Here is an 18,681-nt window from a genome sequence, read left to right as displayed (position 1 = left end):
ACTGGCTCGCAGCACTGAACAAGCATCATCTTTTCCATCGGACGCGTACTTAGTAAAGGCATAAACATTAAGGCTACATCCATCCCAGCTTCATTTATGATTAAGAATATTCCATATCAAAAACTTGATTCCCTGAGTGCAATCGCAAGAATCCGCTGACCTTGCTTCCATAACCAGCTCTGTTTCTTCCCTTCCAGTAGCAGAATACCTGGTTGGCGTAGAAGCGCCCTATCTTTAGCAGGGTAGCTATCAAGCCTGACGCTGATCCGATAATGTGCTGTTTCAGGAATAAGTCTTTTATCTACCTGACGAACAGCCATTGAACCGCCCGTATCGGAACCCAGCTCTGGATAAGGAAGTGATGCGATAGCGCTCACATCAATCTGCTCAAGAACAACCGGCAGTGCAGGATCTTCTCCTGAGTTACTGATAAAGACACCCGGACTGCCTATCGACAACAGATTAAGGTCCTGCTCACTGACAAAACCTTCCACTTTAAGTGTTGCGGGGTCTACCAATGTTAATAACAACTGATCTTTTCCAACCCATTGATCAGGCCGAAGTATTTCAAGTGCAGAAATAAAACCGGCGAACGGAGCCCTAACACCCAGCAACTGCTGCCTTAGCTCAAGCGCGGCAAGCCTTAACTGTAGCTGCCTTATGCGCTCACGATTGTTCGCCTGTTCCGCTTTTTCTTGAGGAGAAGCGGCCAATCGAGCCAGTCTGAGTTCAGCTAACTGCAGCTCCTCCCTAATTTGCAGCATGGCATTTTCCAAGGCGGGCGCTTTCAGGCGTAGTAAAAAATCACCAGCCTCCACACGATCGCCGGCACTCACATGCAGCTCGGCAACCTGCGCCGGTTCCGGTACAAACATATATTGAAAACGATCAACCTTAATGACAGCCGAAACAGGCACCTCCGTTGACAGAGGTAGTATTCCTAAAACCAAAACAATCACAGGCAATGACCAGGCCAGAAAACGCAGTGGAGTAAAATGAAAATCAGCGTGACGCTCTCGCCAGACTTTAAGCTCTTTGACTATAGGCATTACAATGAACCAGAGAATCTCGACAACGAAAAGCAGAATACCTAATACTTTGAAAAAGAAATGGTAAACCAGCAATGCGATACCAAGGAAAAGAAATAGACGGTAGACCCATGTACACCAGGCATAAGCGATAAGCAGCCGTGCCCGAGGCCTTGGAAGTGGCTCAGGTAGCGGATCATTGATACCCCAGAGCCAGCGCCGCATTCGCCACCGGCCCAACGCAAACGATCGCTGCTGAAGGTTTTCGATACCGATCAGATCAGAGAATGCGTAATAGCCATCAAAACGCAGAAATGGACTTATATTCACTAATACGGAAGTAATCCAACTGGTCGTGGCAACAAAAAAAGCAGCACTGCGCCACGCACCATCAGGCAAAATCCCCCACAGAAACGTTGCGAGTAACGCCAGATAAAGCTCCGTTCTAACCCCCGCCGTAACAATCCGTAACCTATCTCTTTTCGAGCGAAGCTTCCAGGCATCCGTAGTATCGGTGTACAGCACAGGAAACATGACGAGAAAAGCGACGCCCATCGAGGCTACCCTGCACCCAAGCCGTTGAGAAACCAACGCATGCCCAAGTTCGTGCGCACTTTTAACGACAACCAGTGTCAGCGCATACAGCAACATACCCTCAAGACTAAAAAAGTAGAGAAAAGTAGACGTAAAACTGTCCCATTGCCTTAATACCAGCAAGGCACCCAGCAAACCCAAAAACAATATCGTCCAGTGCACCACAGAGCTAAACAGCCAGGAAAGCCTGGGAGCAATTTTAGCCAGTAGCGGGTCTGGGCGAACCAGCGGTATACGCACGAAAAGATAATTGTGCAGCAACCATCGCCAGAGACTTTTTTGGCTATCACGTTTCTGTTTCGCGAAATAATCAGAAGCGCCCTCTGAGCGAGCAATCACCAGATTATTTGAAATCAAAAAATCCGCAAACGCTCGTATCTCAATCGCCTCACACTCAAGCGCCCGACTACCCAGATACGCTGACATTTCCTCAGCGGTAACTCCCGGCTGCCAGTGCTTGATCAGGTCGAGTGCCGACAAGGCCAGAGTAAAGTAACGGTTACGAACACCATCATAAAGTAGCCAACGAGGAGCACCGTCCTCATCATGTGAACCCGGTAATAATTTCAGGTCCTGCCTAAGGGCGGGTAAACGAGCCTCTACCACCCTGCCCACTGCCTGAGACTGGTAACAGGTCGTCGGAAGAGGTAAAAGAAAAGACTCACCCGCTCGCCATATATTTTAGCGGCCCCACGCAATCCGATCCGGGGTGGAGGCCCCTCATGAGATGAAAGACTAACAACCAACCTATAAGCCATCTGCTGATCAGGGGTGGTACGCGGCTCATACGCGGCATGTTTTAGTTGGGCAGACCAGGCTCGCATAGGGTCATTATCCAGAAATACGCGCACATCTGCGCCAGGCAAGAGTGAAATTGAATCTTTGACCGGTAACAGAACTTCAAATTCAACCTGCGCAGGATCAGCAACCAGTAAGATACGCTCTCCGGTTTTAACCGGCCGGCCTTTCCATTCACCCGGATCACCTAACACCGCTACCCCTGAAATGTCCGATAGAATATGCGCCCGAGACAAACGCTCGCGCAGATATTGCCATTGCACAGATTTCAATTGCACTTGGGCTTCGAGTTCAGCAAGACGCGCTTTCTCACGCGGATCCATAAAACCACTTTGCTGAACGGTTTTCAGTTCCGCCTGTGCGACAAACAGCGCCTGATTAGCAATCGCTTCCTCACTTTTTAGCTCATTAGTTTCCAGGCGTGCCAGCAAATCGCCTTTTTTGATAAGCTGATTAGGAGACACGGTTACTTCTTCAACCGCACCATCAATAGGCGCCGCGACTACATAGGGATTTTTAGGAATAACCTCAGCCGGAGCCAACGTACTCAGCCTCACCGGCATAATCAACACCAGCGCCGCAACAACACAGTAGATAACCAACATTTTGCGTTGCCGCAAGCGAGGCAAAAACCCCTGCAATGGTTGCTGCCGGCGTAAAGCAAATAGCGCGTGCCCGGCACTGCCTCCAAGGTGCTGACTGACCCCGTACTCTGCCTCAGACCAGCGCTGCTCGCGAAACAATAACAGCGCTCCGGCAGGCTCATTATCAAGCGCTTCCACCGGTAACGGCTGCCACAAAAGAAAGCTGGGCAATCCTAAGTCTCGCCACTCAACCGCCAAATCATCACTAACATCATCTGCCGCCATCACTTGCTGGGCTGATGATTTTTCTGACCTGATAAGCTCTTTACTGAGCCTTTCAGCCCAACTGATAAAGGGAGAGGTGTAGTCCACCGTTGGAATATCGGAAGCAGCCACTATCTGTGTATGCTCCAAATTTTTCCCAACTAACAATATCGCCTGAGTATAAGGGACACAACGATGTGTCTGATTGACCAGCGTATAAAACAATTGCGCAAGGTCTGAAGCCTTGCGCAATTGTTGTTCCAACCCCAAAAGGGATGCAACAATTTCACTCACAATATTTCCTTATGCTGAATGCAGTAATGCCATAAGCTTATTACCATATTGATCTCTATCGACTAGCTCCGCTTCGAGCTGGTCTGCTAAAGGAACGAAAGTGGTCTGCGGTTTAATAGTCTCAACCGTCTTATCATTATCAGCCTGGTTACGCTTGAGGAGTTCTTCCAGATCCAGTTTAAGCTCTAGCATCCGGACCTTCCCGTCAGCATCGATCGTCTGAATACGCACAACAACTTCTTTCTGTCCAGCCGGCGGGTTAAGAATGGTCATCGAACCTGTAGCGGGATCAACGGTCAGCCAGCCAGGCAAGCTTTCACCACTGCCAAGCGTGCCACTATAACGTTGAGCACTGGCACTGGGACTTGTATCCTTAACATTGATAAATAGCTCATTATCAGCTGTTTGCTCAATACTAACCACCGCCAGAGAAACCACGCCAAAGGCTTCCTGCTGAGTGTCACTGAAGACGACTTCACCTGAATCATTGACATTGACATCCACCGATGCCCGCACACTCGTCTTGCCATCCAGAGATCTACTTTCAACGACCAGAACACCCTCTTTGGCCAAAATCACCTGCTCAGAGGCCTTTCCTGCATCATTGCCTTCATTTACCAGGCCATTAGCAACACCTGAATCAGATGCCGCATCCACCACCGAATCAACAGGAGGGGTAGCTGATTCGCTATTGATATAGCCACTGGTGTCTGTCGGATCTGCCGAGCCATCCTCATTCACCAAACCATCAGGCATACCAGAAAGGGGACTTTCTACCGGCTGTGTATCAGACTCTGGTGGCGGTGGTGGGGTAGTGTCTGCCACCGATGTACCGCTATCATCTTGAACGACTGCCGTCACGGTCAGCTCGAAACTCCTGGTAACCCTGGCATCTTCGGTATCGATAGCCGTCATAGTAATTATGAACTTTCCAGACTCACGTGAGGCACCGGATATAACGCCGGTTTGCGCATCATAACTTAATCCGTCGGGAAGCCCTTCTATCAGAAAATCTAAATCTTCACGACTCTGAACAGAATCCTTATCGCTGAAAAGAGTGCTTATATCCAGTATGTAATCATCGCCCATCTGCACGATAGTCTCGTCATCTATAAGTTGACGCGATGTCACTTCCGGCGCATCGTTAGTACCAACAATCGTGAACCCTATTGTTGCAGAGCTATGCGCATTCTGTTCATCATTCACTGTGACCGCATAGCTGAAGGTTATTGTGTCGTCTTTGTTAAGGAAATCCAGATCTAGTGCGTTGGCATCAAACTCCCAAGCGATCTGACCATGATTGGCCGCATCATCAACACTGGTACTGAACGCACTCACAAGCTGTGCTGCTAAGCCAGCCGGCAGACCACTGACTACATCGCTATTATTGTTTCGCTTCCAGACGATATCATTATTGGATGCGTTGCTAATGCCGACCAGTACATTGTTCTGATCAGCATCATCAAAAGACACTGTACCGGTTTGCATCAATGACTGAGCGCTGCCGTCTAACGCCTCGGTGTAATCTGAGGCTGTCGAGACCTGCACAGTCGGCGTATCGTTGCTGCCATTGATGGTGAACATTAAGGTATCAGTTACAGTGGCACCTGCCGAGTCAGTCACCGTGATGTCATAACTAAAGGTGATGGTTTCGCCTGTCGCCAGGAAGTCCAGATCCGCATTAGAAACGTCATAAGCCCAGCCGATACGACCAGGCGCGGACAAGTCGGTTTCGTTTACCGACAAGCCACTCCACAGCAGTGCTAGCAGGTCAGTAGATAAAGAACCGCCGCTCCATGCCATATCAACGTTACTTGCAGAAAGAATATCAACTTGGTCACCAGCATCTACATCATCAAACGCCACGGTGCCTGTCAATAAAATAGACTGCGCAGCCCCATCCACAGCCTCGTCAACATCATCAGCAGTAGATACAACAACCTCAGGCGCATCATTGGAGCCGTTGATCGTGATGGATAGCACTCCCACATCGAATAGTTCAGTCGAATCCTTGACCGAGTAATTGAAAGATTCGGTCAAAGTCCCTGCTAGTGCAAGCGCTTGAACAGCAGAGTTACTTTCATCCAGTGTGTAGATAAAGCTGCCATCAACGGAATTCATCACAATTTGACCGTATAGTCCGGACAGTTGAAAGTCACTTGAAACCTTTGTTGCTTCAAAACCGAAGCCTTCAATCAAACCGACTCGGAGATTGGCAATACTCAACGTATCTCCGACGTTCTCATCAGTATCGTTCGTCAATACATTGCCGGCGACCGGGGTTGCAGCAGGTGTGGCGTTATTGACACCTCCAGCCTCTGTCACACTAGCGCTGTCATTCACTGCCACAGGTGCTACAGCACCAAGTTGTATCGTGTGCGCAGCAGACGTTACCGTCTCATTATTAGCCATATCATCCGAGTAAGTTGCCTGCACTCGAACCTGACGACCACCTTCGTTAGACGTCACCTGATAGGTACTAAAAGTTGCACCCGCAACATTGCTCCAACTGACACCTTCATTGGTGGATACCTGCCATTGATAATCAGGATCGGCCTGTGTCAGGCCATCTGCATCGCTTAGTGTCGAGGACAGGACGCTACCAACGGTCGGCGACCCGGCGATAGTAATCGCGCCAGCATCATCTACATCAGCAACAGATACGGCAGTTGAAAATGGGCTTTCAAATACGCCGCTGTCGTCAGTATAGAACGACTGAACACGCACCTGTTTGCCAGCTTCGCTTTGAGTTAGCTGTAAGGAAGCAGTCTGAGCCTGAGAGCGTGCGATATCCTGCCAGGTCGTGCCACTGTCTGATGAAACCTGCCACTGATAGCTCGGCGCATTATTGGTAAGCCCGTCATCATCCACGGTGGATACTGTTAATGTTTGTCCCTGGGTCGGTGTACCCGCTACCGTCACCACACCTGCATCGTTGGCGCTATAAGCTGCTACATCCTGATCGCCACTAGCTGCGGGGTCATTGAGGAACAGGGTGAAAGTTGCTGTCTGGGTAGTGCCCCCGTCCACTTCAGTGCCTCTTAGCAGAATATTCAAATAGGCATAGCCACCCGGCAGGTTACCGTTCAGCGTCAAGTCACCAGCATTCTGATCCAGTGCGAGACCAAAGTCATCAACCGGCCTCTCGACTCCGTTTTCATCAACTACAAAGGCCTCGTAGGTGATGCCATCCACTTGCGGAACCCCTGCATTGCTCACTGAGCCTGATAACACACCATCAGGATCCGTGAACGGTGCCGCAAATGTCAGGCCTAATAGAGACCCCGCCGTAACAGTCTGGTCATCCAGCGGTGATGTAATCAACACTATAGGATCATTAGGGTTAGTCACTTGCAACGAGAGTGCCAACGCACCGGAGGTAACCGGCGAGACTCCATCGTCAACAGTTGCCGTTACTTCGATGGACAGACCAGCGCTACCCTGCGGCGGATTACCAGTGAAAGCACCCGTTGCAGCATCGAAGGTCAGCCAGGCCGGCAGCCCCCCAGCGCTACTAAGTTGTGCGGCATAGGTGACTGTATTGCTGGCAGATGCCACAATATCAAAAGCATTGGCGGGTAGCGTATAGCGACCACTACCGGCGCCATCAATCAGCAAACCAGTGATACCATTAACGTTAGGGGTTACTGTTGTCGCTGGTGTTCCATCAACACCCGTAGAATCATAAACGCCCAGTTGGAACTGAGTTGAAGCCGTTCCGTTGGAGTACCCTGCTTCTTTATCATCAGTAGCTACAATCTCGATAAGGAGATCCTGTAGTGTACCGTCGCCAGACAACTTGCCAGTGTTGCTATCGAAAATCAGGCCGGGGAACGTGGAACCGTCAATTGAGGTACGTGTGCCATTTGTCTCGATAATATTAGCCGAATAGCTCAAACCAGACGGACTGTCAGCATCACTAAAAGTGTTGCCTGGAATCTGTAGTTCCCAGGATGTATCCTGAGCATCAATCGATGTCCATGTCATTTCATTAGCCACAACCGGCGGCTGATTGTTGGCAGTACCGGTCAAGTCTAATGTGAAGGAGTTGCTTACCTCTACGAGCCCGTCATCTGCCCGAATTTCGATGGTAAGGTTCTTATCTGCCCAGGTAGCGGTCGGGTCACCACTTAAAGTGCGTGAACTGGCATCAAAAGTCAGCCAGTCAGCCGCACTGCCATCTTCGACGCCATTGACGACTGTAATTTGATATGGCGTCACCCCAACGCCACTTTCGTGTGTCACCCACGCGGTATAGGCCAAGCCGGTTCCTTCAGCATCGGTAAACGTGTTGGCGGGTATTTGCCAGGTCCAGCTACCATCGTCTGCGAAAGACTGGCCAGCCAGCGCATTAACAACGAGCGGCGTATCATTTACACCGTTGAGGGTAATAATAAAGTCTTGTAAAGCGAGGCCGCCATCACTATCACTGACCTTGAACTGGAAGGTATCCGTGACAACCTGACCTGCCCGCAACGCATTGATGGCATCCCATTTATCGGGTGTGTAGGTCCATGTATTATTGTTGGTTGTATCCAGTTCCAGTGTGCCGTAACGACCGGACAGCTGCCATACGCCAGAATCAAGGCTTGTTTCAACGCCACCTCGGATGACCAGAGCCAGCAGGTTAGCATCAGTTTCGATGTCATCAACACTTAGCACTCCCGTTAACACATCTCCCGGCGAAACCGTCAAGTCACTCACATTAGAATCCGCACCGCTGGTCTCAGTCAGCGTTGTGCTGTTTTCGTTGTTGGTGAACTCCGGAATATCGTTTACTGATGTAACATTAATCGACAGTGTTCTAGTTTGAGTACTCAGGCCCGAGCTAGCCGGTGCCGCTGTTGTGTTGTACTCCCCACGAGCGCCATCGGTAGTTGCAGCAATGCCTGCAAGCGTCTGATCAACACCCCGTAAGCTGAGCGAATCCGGTGTACCATTATAATCAGTAGCCGGGTTAAATCGAATAAGGGTATCAGCCGCCAGCAGAAGCCCCCCTGTTTCACTTACAGAACCGACATCATGCCAGGTTGAACTGCCCGCTACCTGGTATTCCCAAACACCATCCGTTGCATCTCCTGCCAATGGGTTTGCTGTAATAAACACACCGCCCAGCGTATCGCCATTATCCACATCTGAGAATAGTGAACCAAACAGCTGGGATACCGACCGGCCGTCATTACTGGCTTGGTCTTCCATAATTGTCGGTAGTTGCGCATTGCCCGCTAGTGACGAAGGATCATTGACCGGGGTAACGGTCAGAGTCATATTATCAGTTTGTATTATGTTATTAATATTCTTAGCGGTTAGCGTAACCACTTTAGAGGTTGAAGGGTTATCAGAGTCATTCTTATACTTCACCTGAAGCAACATATTTGTCAGCACTTCATCGGTTATAGCGGCCTCTTCAACGCGAATATTATCGATATACATGGATGCGCCGGCCAACCTACCACCGGTCTTATCGAACGTCCCTGAGACGAAGACAAAACTATAATTACCATCCGCTGAAACAGAAATAAATTCGGTACCTGTACCACGGGTGCCGTAGTCAGTAAAGACCAGCTCTGCATTCCCCGTATCGACATTCATTAAATAGGCAGCCACATGGTAGTCATCACCAATGTTGTTGGCCTCCCAGTCAAACTGCAGCACCATATCCTTGGTGGCCGCAAACACATCACTGTAAGCTGCGGGGCCATGCACCACTCCGTATCCGCTGGTGGTCAAACGGGACTCTTCAAGACGCAAGCGATTGCCATCTATCTGCACAATGCCGTTATCATAAGTGCCGTAGCTTGTACCGTTGAGGTCGTTATCATCGCGGCCGGGAGTTTGGGACGGATAATCACTCGTAGCTAGCTCTGGTATCACCCAAGTCCTGCCGTTGCTGAAAGTAAAACTGGTAACACCCAAATCCACAGTAGATGTATACGCATTCCAGCCGGCGCTGAATGGGCTTGAAAAATCTCCATTCAAAACAGGGTTGGTGCCCGGGATCGTTGCATTATCAAAATTGATCCGCAACGTACGGCCAGCCTGCCCATTGAGGTAGTTATCAATGCTTCCTATTTTGAGCAGAGCTTTACCAGCTCCTTGGCCTATATAAACATCGCTGCCTTGCAGCGAAACTTGATCTTCAATACTTGGGTTATTAGAGCTGTCGAGACTTAGAATATCTTCTACCTGTTTACCGTTGGTAACCTCAAACTGGATATAGCCCGTACCGTAGTTATCTCCTCCGGTGATCGAAATACCGTTTCCAAGTGCAATTTCGCCCTGCTGTTCGGTGTAAGACTGATCATTCCAGCCAGAAATCACCAATGAATGCTCATATCCTGAAACGCTGAGATTCTGCGTTTCAATCACCCCACTACTGGCCTCCAAGTCCCAATCCCCACCCAGACTTTCAGCACCGGTCAAGTCTTCAGAGGCCGCTACATCGGCCTGCGTCAGTGATGCCACAGAGTCGACAAAATCGCGCCCTGTATTGTCAGCACCCACATAGCAGCCGTAAAGCATCAAATCGCCGGCTTCGCTCAACGACTCGCCGAGCGTAGAAAGCAGCTCAGCGTTAGCCTGCAAATTCTCATCATTCAGGGTCAGGGTACCCAGTTTCAGTTCGCCCACATCACCGTGTGAAAACAGATGAATAGCATCAATGCCAGTCTCACCTTGTAACGCCGTAACCATCTGCTCCAGGCCATTTTCGTTGCCATCAATCAGGATAATCTCGACACCCTCACCCAAACCATCCACCAGACTCTGGTAGTCTTCGACTGCCGTATCAACAAACGCGACTTCTCGACGGTTGCCTGCATCTGCTACCGTTGGTGCCGGTGCTGCAAAGTGAACACTTTGTTCGACCGTGTCCGTCTGTGCAGAATCATCCTGATAAGCAACATCCGTGGTCATTTCCGCCGTCGTTGCTACCGCCGCACCATCAAGCAAGATGCGCGGCTCGAGAGCCATAATTAACGGTTTACGACGACAATGGAGCGGGGTATTGAGGGTCTTGTTTTTCATGATCTAAATCCTTCCATAGCACAGGCGCGCGGCCTGTTTAGATGTATTTTCACTGAGCCTGTGGCACATCAAATCGGGCGATGGCACTCATGCCAGGTATCAAATTGGAATCAACGGGTAGTGCTACACGTACAAGGACAGTCTGACTAACGGTATCGATCGCTGGGATTATTGTGGCCACGCTCGCCTCTACCTCTGCGGCAACATCATCTACCTGCAGCTGCAAAGGCATCCCGACTGTTAGCCAGGAGATCCAGGCAGCCGGCACTACTACTTCAGCTTCAAGCTGACGATCTCCGACAATTTCAATTAACGCCTGCTGTTGACGAATATTTTCATGAGCATTAACCAATAGGCTGACGACACGCCCTTCCCAGGGAGCGTGTATTTCACAACGTTCAGTATTCAGTTTGGCGATACGTAGCTCAGCTAATGATTGCGAATACTCTGACTGAGCCAAAGCAACATCCAGCGCCCCTATCGAGTGAAGTGCATTCAAATCTTGTGCGTTATTACGCTTGATTCTAGCCCCTTTAACCTCAGCAGAAACCTTAGCCGTCTGAGCCTCATACAAAGCACAGTCGAGCGCCACAAGGAGATCGCCTTTTACAAAGGCGTCTCCTGGACGAAGGGGAAGCCGATCGACTTTCGCAGCAATCTCCCCCGATAAAATCGCACGGTCGAGCGCATTAATAACGGCACGTGCTTCATAATCAGCACCGAAACTGGCACCCGAAGCCAACAGAAATGATGCGTTCAGCGCAAAGACACATGCTTTTCGCATCATTTCACTTTGTCTTCTGCGAATGCAACGACAGGCTGCTCACTTATTTTCACAGCAGCGGATTTATCCGTCTCTGTTTTAACCTGTTCAGCGCTCAGTTGCAGCTCGCCTTTTTGCCACTGTTCAAAACGCTCGCCGATCTGCTGGCTCAGATCTTTTAAACCAACCTCGGTGTAGTTTGCTGGCAGTAAATCCATCCCCATAGTGACATAGACACGACCATAGCTGTTTTGCAGGTCAGCATAAGCAACATCACGGCGTAGCTCTGCCAGCAAGGTGTTGAGAGACTCTCGGATCAGATCAAGCGGCGAAGCACGCTTCATTCGGGCTGAGTTCTCAGTCTGCTCACTGATTCTTTCTGCCACATCCAGATAGCTGCTAGCAAGATCAAAGCTTTTGCGCGCCTGGTTATAGCGAATATTAGCAAGGTGTACTTGGGTCAGCACAGCCATGGAAGTAGCTAAGCGCTGCTCTTCGACCAGAGCATCCCTAGTCTTAGCCATACGGTTCTCTGCTCCGATCTTGAACACATCAAACAGGTTCCAGCTAATCTGAGCACCCATGCTGGTCCAATCCTGATTGAGCAGATACTCATTACTATCCTTATAAACACCAGCGGTTAAGTTAATACCGGGCAGCATGTCTAACATAGCAGCCTTAGTTTCAGCAGCCGATATACGCTTTTGGTAATGGTTTTCAATCAACTCAGGACGCTGCTGCAGTGCCAGCTCTTCCATCTGTTCAAGCTCGACAGACAATTCAGGAATCTGGTGCCGGGACGTATTCACATCCGCCAGTTCAAATGCAGTACCAGGCTTGAGCCCCAATAAGCTGGTCAACTCGGTTTTCGCGCCCATCAGATCCTGACGCACGGACTGCAAAGCGCGAAGAATATCAAGCAACTCCCGCTGATAATAAAGCGCTTCCAGAGGCGAACGCAGCTGCTGAGTTTCTATTTCGCGAGAGTTTTTAAGCGCTACGCTAGCGTGCCCTATCAGTGGGTTAATCTTCGTCAAAAGTCGCTCAGCTGAGACTGCACGCCAATAGGCTGCACGTACATCCTGCGTGATGTTATGTACGACCTTGCGCTCACGTTCCTTACTTATCAGGTAACGATCGGCATACTGATTTGCACGCACATACGAAAGCCCGAAGTCCAGAACATTCCAGGTAAAGGCAACATTTTGGGTATCGTGTTCTTTGCTTTGAGACACAGAGTAGGCAGGATCCGGATCCAATGCATCAGGTTCGCCGTCAGAGAAACTAACACTGGCAGAACCGGCATACTCATCCCGTTTTGAATACCCGGCAGAGGCTGTCAGGCTAGGCAGCATTCCATGCTGAATCAGGTCTATCTGCCCTTGGGCAAGAGCAGACTCTAATAACTTCAGCTTTTTATCACGGTTATTCAGAACGGCACGGGCAATCGCTTCATTTAGCGTAACAACGCCTTCTACGGATTGACTCCGTGATAGCAGATCGATATCTGCCTGTGCGGTTGAAGCGACCTGATCAGGAGAAATTACGTTGGGTGTAATTGAACAGCCACTCAAAACAATGGTCAGTGAGGTTGCCAGCAAAGTTCGCTTAAACATGTGCGCTTCTATCCTTTTAATACTTTGAGGGGAAAAATCATAATTCGAGCTATTAGTCAGAAATATGACGAAATCATATATTTCACTTCTGCTGCGCACTCTCCACGCACTCAGGTATAAGTATGAAAATATAGTCTTAATATATCGGCAAAGAATATACGCGATGAAGTCTCAAAGCAGTCTGATATAAAAATTTAACTAACGATGCAACCAAAAATTCTAAGAAAATGGATGAACTATCTCTCTTCGGTGCCTTGTACTAAACTGGCCGGCGAGGCATCTAACAAAAAACATCAACCAAACATGAACAGAATATGAATAAAACCGGTTTGGTAAATAATATTTTTTGAAGTCCTTACTATTTATTGAAATTAAATATTTATCTTTCCTAAAACGCTGCAAATAACCAGATGCTGACATTCTTATATTAGATGAATTAAATATAATCCGCATCGAAAACTATGCTGCGTATACTATCGGGGAACCCCTGCTCGATGAAACCAAGAAACTTCTCTTTACGCATTAGGCGACGTTTATAACTGATTTCATTGCTAGCAAATATAAGCGGACAATCCATTGATTTACCAATGAAAGCTATAATATACCTAGCCTCATAGTGCTGAATTTAATTGCAGACGCCTTAACCATTGATATACATCATTGTTCTGGGGTTTTTTAAAAAAGCTGTATACCAAAAGACTACATAATTGGAGTAATCAGGTAAAATATATCATCTAACTATTCAGTGACATATTTAGCGGTAACGAATCGTCTGTTTACGCGGATAACGAACCCGTCTTTGGTGTCTTAAAACAACATTACACAAGAGCTAAAGCACGTCACCTCGGTATTGACCGAAACCGTATGCGCTCTGAGTTAATGTAAGTGGCGCACAACCTCAAACGAGGTCTGCAGGTATAACCCAGGGTAGATCAAGACCCTGAAGCCGGCGTGAAAAAGGTAAAGATAAGGAAGCGCTTTACTGATACTACGCGTTTATTAAGTTTTCAGCTTAAAAAACGTATTAAATTAAAAGGGAGCGCGTTTACTACTATCGCGCAAAGGTCTCAATGAAAAAAGGCGCCGTAATACATGCAATCGCATATCATTTTGCAAAGTCTTAATTTACTTTTTATTGACGACGACATCCATGTAAAAAGAGATGCATATTCACTTTTTTCTCCCATGTTTAAGTCTGTAATACTCGCTCATGATGTCAGCTCTGCCATGCATTATTACAACACATCACAAATTGATATCATTATTATTGACATTCAACTCTCAGACGAAGATGGCCTGACTTTTATTGATAAAATTCGCGAAGAAAATTACGACATTCCTATCATCGTTTTATCAGCATTATCTGAACGCAAGCATTTATTACGTGCAGCAAATTTACGCGTTGATGGTTATTTCATTAAGCCGCTTCCATTTAAAGAACTCAATCCCATTTTTGAGCGCATTGGTCAACAATTAGAGCATAAGCTTTCTATTTATCACATTGCTGAAAATATTCGTTACTGTTTTTTAACATGCTCTTTAATAATCGATTTAAAACTTACAAGCCTTGGTAAAAAAGAACGCTTATTACTTGAGTTGTTCTTACATAATGCTGGCCGCTTAGTAACAAGAAACACCATTGCCAATAGTATATGGCCACAAACATATATGACTGACTCGGCATTAAAAAACTTATTATGCGAGTTACGTAAGAAAATAAAGTACGACATTATTAAAAACGTACCTGCTCAAGGCTGGGTTCTTACCACCGACTACACAAAAAAAGGCATGAACCAGCAGCATCAGATCAACTGAAAACCCATGATACCTAATATCTTTACTTGACTTCGCTCTTTACTAGAAAAACCCTCCACCTACCTCCCATAGCTACAGGGATTGCTGAAGCGATACCTAACTATGATTAAGCATCAGGAGTTCCCTAATTTTATCTGTACAAATTTTCCGGTAAGAGGGTTTGTATACCGACAGAAAAGGTGATGCTTGAATAAGTTTGGCTTGCCAGCTGTGGTTTGCTGCAAGTTGATTTGCAATATTTTGCCGCTGTTGTGGCAAGGGCACACTAGCGCAGCCAGAGAGTAGCAGAGCGATAAACCATAGGGTGCGTTGTTTCAATATAAAAAAGCACCCGAAGGCGCCTCTCTTGTTTGTCTTGATGATGTGTCTTTAGAACATCATTCTAAAATTAACACTGACCGACTGATCTGTGAAATCTTGGCGAGCATCAATGTTGTAGCTCGCTGTAATTTCAGCGCCATTGTCTAAAATGTATTTAGCACCGAGACCTGCGTTATAAACCCACTCATCAGGTTCAATTCCTTCAGTAGTAAATTGCGCACCACCGCCTGCAAACGAGGATGTGAGACTGGTTCGATCAGTCATTACATCATATCCAATACCGGCATTGGCCATCAGTAACAGACTATCTGATACGGTATGGTTGGCTTTTACGCCTGTACCGATAATTAAGCTGTCAGCACTATCATTAGCCACATTTAAGCTTAATGCACCTGCACCTGATTCAGTGTAGCCATCTACATTGGTATAACCATAATCAGCATGCACATACGGTGTCATGACTGTTTTATCGCTGACTTGGTAGCTGCGTTCAAGTTCAGCACTGAGTTGTACATTCCAGCTATCGTAACCGGCACTGGCAACATCGCCTGTGAAAATACGGCGATTACTATCGTAGTTTGAGAAGCCTAAACCAGCTTGAAGGTTTAAGGCTGTCGTGGCGTCAAGCATGTTAGTGGCATAGACTTTGGCTAAGTAAGTATCAATATCAACGGATTGCGCGCCAGCAGCTAAAGTGCTTGCAACATCACTGTTGATGTAAGCCAGTGCCAAGCCTGCATTCCATGATGATGAGACATCACGATCCATACCCAAGGCTAAACCATAACTATCAACGTCATAACCTGTGACACCTTGGCGGGTATCTTGCTCTGCCCAACCACCAAACGGTTTAACCCAAATATGACGGTCAGTTATAAAGTCATCACCTGATGATAGGCCGCGCGTTAAATCTTGGCGTGAAGCCACAATACCCGTTACAGCATTGGTACTAATATTAGTCGTTTGGGCCATGCCACTTGAATTGCCAGGAAGTAATGATTCAACGGCATCCGTCACTTCTTGTACGGTGGTAAGCGAAATGAGACTGCTTGCTATCTCGCCCGTAGGATTAGTGCTAATGATGCTATCAATGGTTGCTGCTGCACCTAATGTTGACCTTTTAGTGGTCAAAGACTGGGCGGTGGCTGCAGAGGCTAGCGTGAGATCAACCGTGTTGCCGTCTTTGACGGCGTCAAAGTTAAATAGCAGTGAATTATCTGTCACCACAAACGAGCCGTCTGATGTTAATGTGCCTGCCAAGATAACGTTAGTTAAGCTAGGGGGCGTACTCAAGCCTGCCACATCGACGTTAATTTGAGCATTACTAGCAAGTGTAGCTGTGCCAGCGACAATAAGCTTACCGAACGAAGCGGTATTGGTAACGCCAAGAGAAATAACACCTGATGCTGCTTGTGTGTAATTACCACCCAGAGACAATGTCTCGCCACTCTGAATAGCTAAGGTGCCACCATCGACAGTCAGCGTACCGGTATACCCTGTTAACGCACCGGTAAAGCGAGTACTGCCAGAGAGTAACCCGATTGAGCCAGCGCCACTAATAGTAGGTGAAAATGTATAGTCAGTTTCGGTATGATTGAATGCTAAAGCGCCTGTACCGGCAGCAAATGAGACAGATGCGGCACTCAGTGTGCCGGCAGCGACAGCCGTGTCACCACTTGCGGCGCCAATATTAAGTGTGCCTGTAGAGCCTGGACTGCCGCCAATAGATACTGTGCCTGTACCAGAATTAACATTGACAGTACCACCATTGCTGATGTCGAGAGCTCCGTCACCTGACGAACCCACGAAAAGGTCGTCACTATTAGTCCAGCTAGAGCCGCTGCCATCGACAGTAACGCTGCCGGTACTACCTGAGTTGTAACCTATGAACCCATTAGTATTGCTCACCGCGCCGCCATTGGTGATTTCAAGTGTTCCGTTAGCTAACTCACCAACGATAAGTTCGCTACTATTAGCCCAGCTAGAGCCAGTACCATCGACAGTAACGCTACCCGTGCTACCCGAGTCGTAACCTATATAGCCAAAAGTATTGCTAACCGCGCCGCCATTGGCGATGTCGAGTGTTCCATCACCTGAACTACCAACGTAAAGCCTGGAGCTATTAGTCCAGCTAGAGCTAGCACCATCGACAGTCACGTTGCCGGTACTGCCTGATTGACGACCTATGTAGCCAAATGTATTGCTCACTGCACCGCCATTGCTTATGGCGAGTGCTGCGTCACCCAAATCACCAACGTAAAGGTCATCACTATTAGTCCAGCTAGAGCCGGCACCATCAACAGTTACCCAGCCTTTGCTAACTGTGTTGTAACCTATATAGCCAACAGTATTGCTAACCGCGCCACCATTGGTGATGTCGAGTGTTCCCTCACCTACATCACCAACGTAAAGGCGATCACTATTAGCCCAGGTAGAGTCGGCACCATCAACGGTGGCACTACTGATCCCGTCTAACTTATGACCTATATAACCAACAGTATTGCTCACCGCGCCGCCATTGGTGATTTCAAGTGTTCCGTTACCTGAATCACCAACGTAAAGGCTATCACTATTAGTCCAGCTAGAGCCGGCACCATCAACGGTGGCCCTACTGGTACTACCTAAGCCGAAACCTATGAAACCACGATTATTGCTCACCGTGCCGCCATCGCTAACGTTGAGAGTTCCGTCACCTGAATGACCAACGGAAAGGTTGCCACTATTAGTCCAGCTAGAGCCGACACCATCGACTGTAACGCTGCTGATGCTGCTGCCTGAGTTGCGACCTATGAAGCCAAAAGTATTGCTAACCGCGCCGCCATTGGTGATATCGAGTGTGCCGTTACCTGAAAAACCAACGGAAAGGTCCCTAGCCTGCGCTGTACCTGAACTTACTTGTGCTGCACCGTCGTTATCTATAAACGTATTATCAGATGAAGTAGGGACCGCATTGGTATCCCAGTTATCCGTTGTAAACCAATCGCCGCTAGCACCGGTCCGAGAGGTGTCCACACTCCATGCTGGTAGTGCGATAGCACTGAGTCCTGTCGCCAAGAGCGCAGAGCTTAGAGTGGGTATGAATTTAGAGGCTGATGCAGCCGTGCTGCTTTTACTTTTGCCTCTGGTAAGTTCACCCGTGACCATCCAGACTTGACGACTGACATTCCAAATAACTTTAAATGTGCGATTCATTTGTACAACCATAAATAACCAGCCCGATGAAAAAATAGCATATCCATGAATCAGCCTACGTATCCGGCTAGGTCATTCTATGGATGTTTATATCGGGAAAGGAGGAGGTTTAGTGGGAACTTGGGGCCAATGTAACAGAAATTAGCAACGAGCCAACCTTTACGGTGTCATAAAAGTATTTTTTTGGACGTATAAAGCTTTATCAAAGTACCTTTTACTAGTTAATTGACCGAGCGATTCTAGTGTGATTGCATGCCTCGAGCTAAGCAAGTTAGGTTCAGATCGGCTTAGTGTGTCTGGTCATCATGAGAGAAATAATGGACGTCACTACATAAACAAGAGACCCAATATTGGACTTCCCAGACTTTCCTAGACACACAATACTG

At 48.0% G+C, this 18,681-nt stretch carries 7 protein-coding genes; 1 reads left to right on the top strand and 6 read right to left on the bottom strand.

Annotated elements, in window-relative coordinates; translation table 11 throughout:
* Positions 1-116 precede the first annotated feature (116 nt).
* The 5 genes from Nant_RS17815 to Nant_RS17795 are packed head-to-tail and all read right to left on the bottom strand — an operon-like array spanning position 117 to position 12,967.
* Entirely contained in the window at positions 117-2,228 is a 2,112-nt protein-coding gene (locus Nant_RS17815; protein ID WP_054342974.1) for a site-2 protease family protein, read from the bottom strand.
* A complete protein-coding gene (locus Nant_RS17810) occupies positions 2,222-3,562 on the bottom strand; it encodes an efflux RND transporter periplasmic adaptor subunit (protein ID WP_054342973.1) in 1,341 nt (446 codons plus the stop codon). The genes Nant_RS17815 and Nant_RS17810 overlap by 7 nt, the downstream gene beginning before the upstream one ends.
* Before the next feature lie 9 nt (positions 3,563-3,571).
* A complete protein-coding gene (locus tag Nant_RS17805; protein WP_054342972.1) occupies positions 3,572-10,588 on the bottom strand; it encodes a DUF4347 domain-containing protein in 7,017 nt (2,338 codons plus the stop codon).
* Positions 10,589-10,637: 49 nt separating this feature from the next.
* Positions 10,638-11,375 carry an efflux RND transporter periplasmic adaptor subunit gene (locus Nant_RS17800; protein ID WP_202905035.1) on the bottom strand — a complete coding sequence of 246 codons (738 nt, stop codon included), beginning with the start codon at positions 11,373-11,375 and terminating at the stop codon, positions 10,638-10,640.
* Complete coding sequence (locus Nant_RS17795; RefSeq protein WP_082400358.1) at positions 11,372-12,967, bottom strand: TolC family protein; 1,596 nt, start codon at positions 12,965-12,967, stop codon at positions 11,372-11,374. Before Nant_RS17795 ends, Nant_RS17800 begins: the two co-directional genes overlap by 4 nt.
* A 1,092-nt stretch (positions 12,968-14,059) precedes the next feature.
* Here Nant_RS17795 and Nant_RS17790 point away from each other — a divergent pair.
* The gene (locus Nant_RS17790; RefSeq protein WP_054342970.1) at positions 14,060-14,782 is read left to right on the top strand and encodes a response regulator transcription factor; all 723 of its coding nucleotides are present in this window, start codon (positions 14,060-14,062) and stop codon (positions 14,780-14,782) included.
* Positions 14,783-15,151: 369 nt separating this feature from the next.
* Here the strand turns inward: Nant_RS17790 and Nant_RS17785 are convergent, their stop codons facing one another.
* A complete protein-coding gene (locus tag Nant_RS17785) occupies positions 15,152-18,295 on the bottom strand; it encodes an autotransporter domain-containing protein (RefSeq protein ID WP_162224956.1) in 3,144 nt (1,047 codons plus the stop codon).
* Positions 18,296-18,681: the final 386 nt, after the last annotated feature.

It is taken from the genome of Neptunomonas antarctica (assembly GCF_001305295.1).
In the GTDB taxonomy this organism is placed as follows: Bacteria; Pseudomonadota; Gammaproteobacteria; order Pseudomonadales; family Balneatricaceae; genus Neptunomonas; species Neptunomonas antarctica.
This window is presented reverse-complemented; position numbering and strand designations above follow the sequence as displayed.

What these genes read in the sequence shown, in the direction of transcription:
- Nant_RS17805 (WP_054342972.1), bottom strand. Translation starts at nt 10,588, where the DNA reads ATGAAAAACAAGACCCTCAATACCCCGCTCCATTGTCGTCGTAAACCG.
- Nant_RS17800 (WP_202905035.1), bottom strand. Translation starts at nt 11,375, where the DNA reads ATGATGCGAAAAGCATGTGTCTTTGCGCTGAACGCATCATTTCTGTTG.
- Nant_RS17795 (WP_082400358.1), bottom strand. Translation starts at nt 12,967, where the DNA reads ATGTTTAAGCGAACTTTGCTGGCAACCTCACTGACCATTGTTTTGAGT.
- Nant_RS17790 (WP_054342970.1), top strand. Translation starts at nt 14,060, where the DNA reads ATGCAATCGCATATCATTTTGCAAAGTCTTAATTTACTTTTTATTGAC.
- Nant_RS17785 (WP_162224956.1), bottom strand. Translation starts at nt 18,295, where the DNA reads ATGAATCGCACATTTAAAGTTATTTGGAATGTCAGTCGTCAAGTCTGG.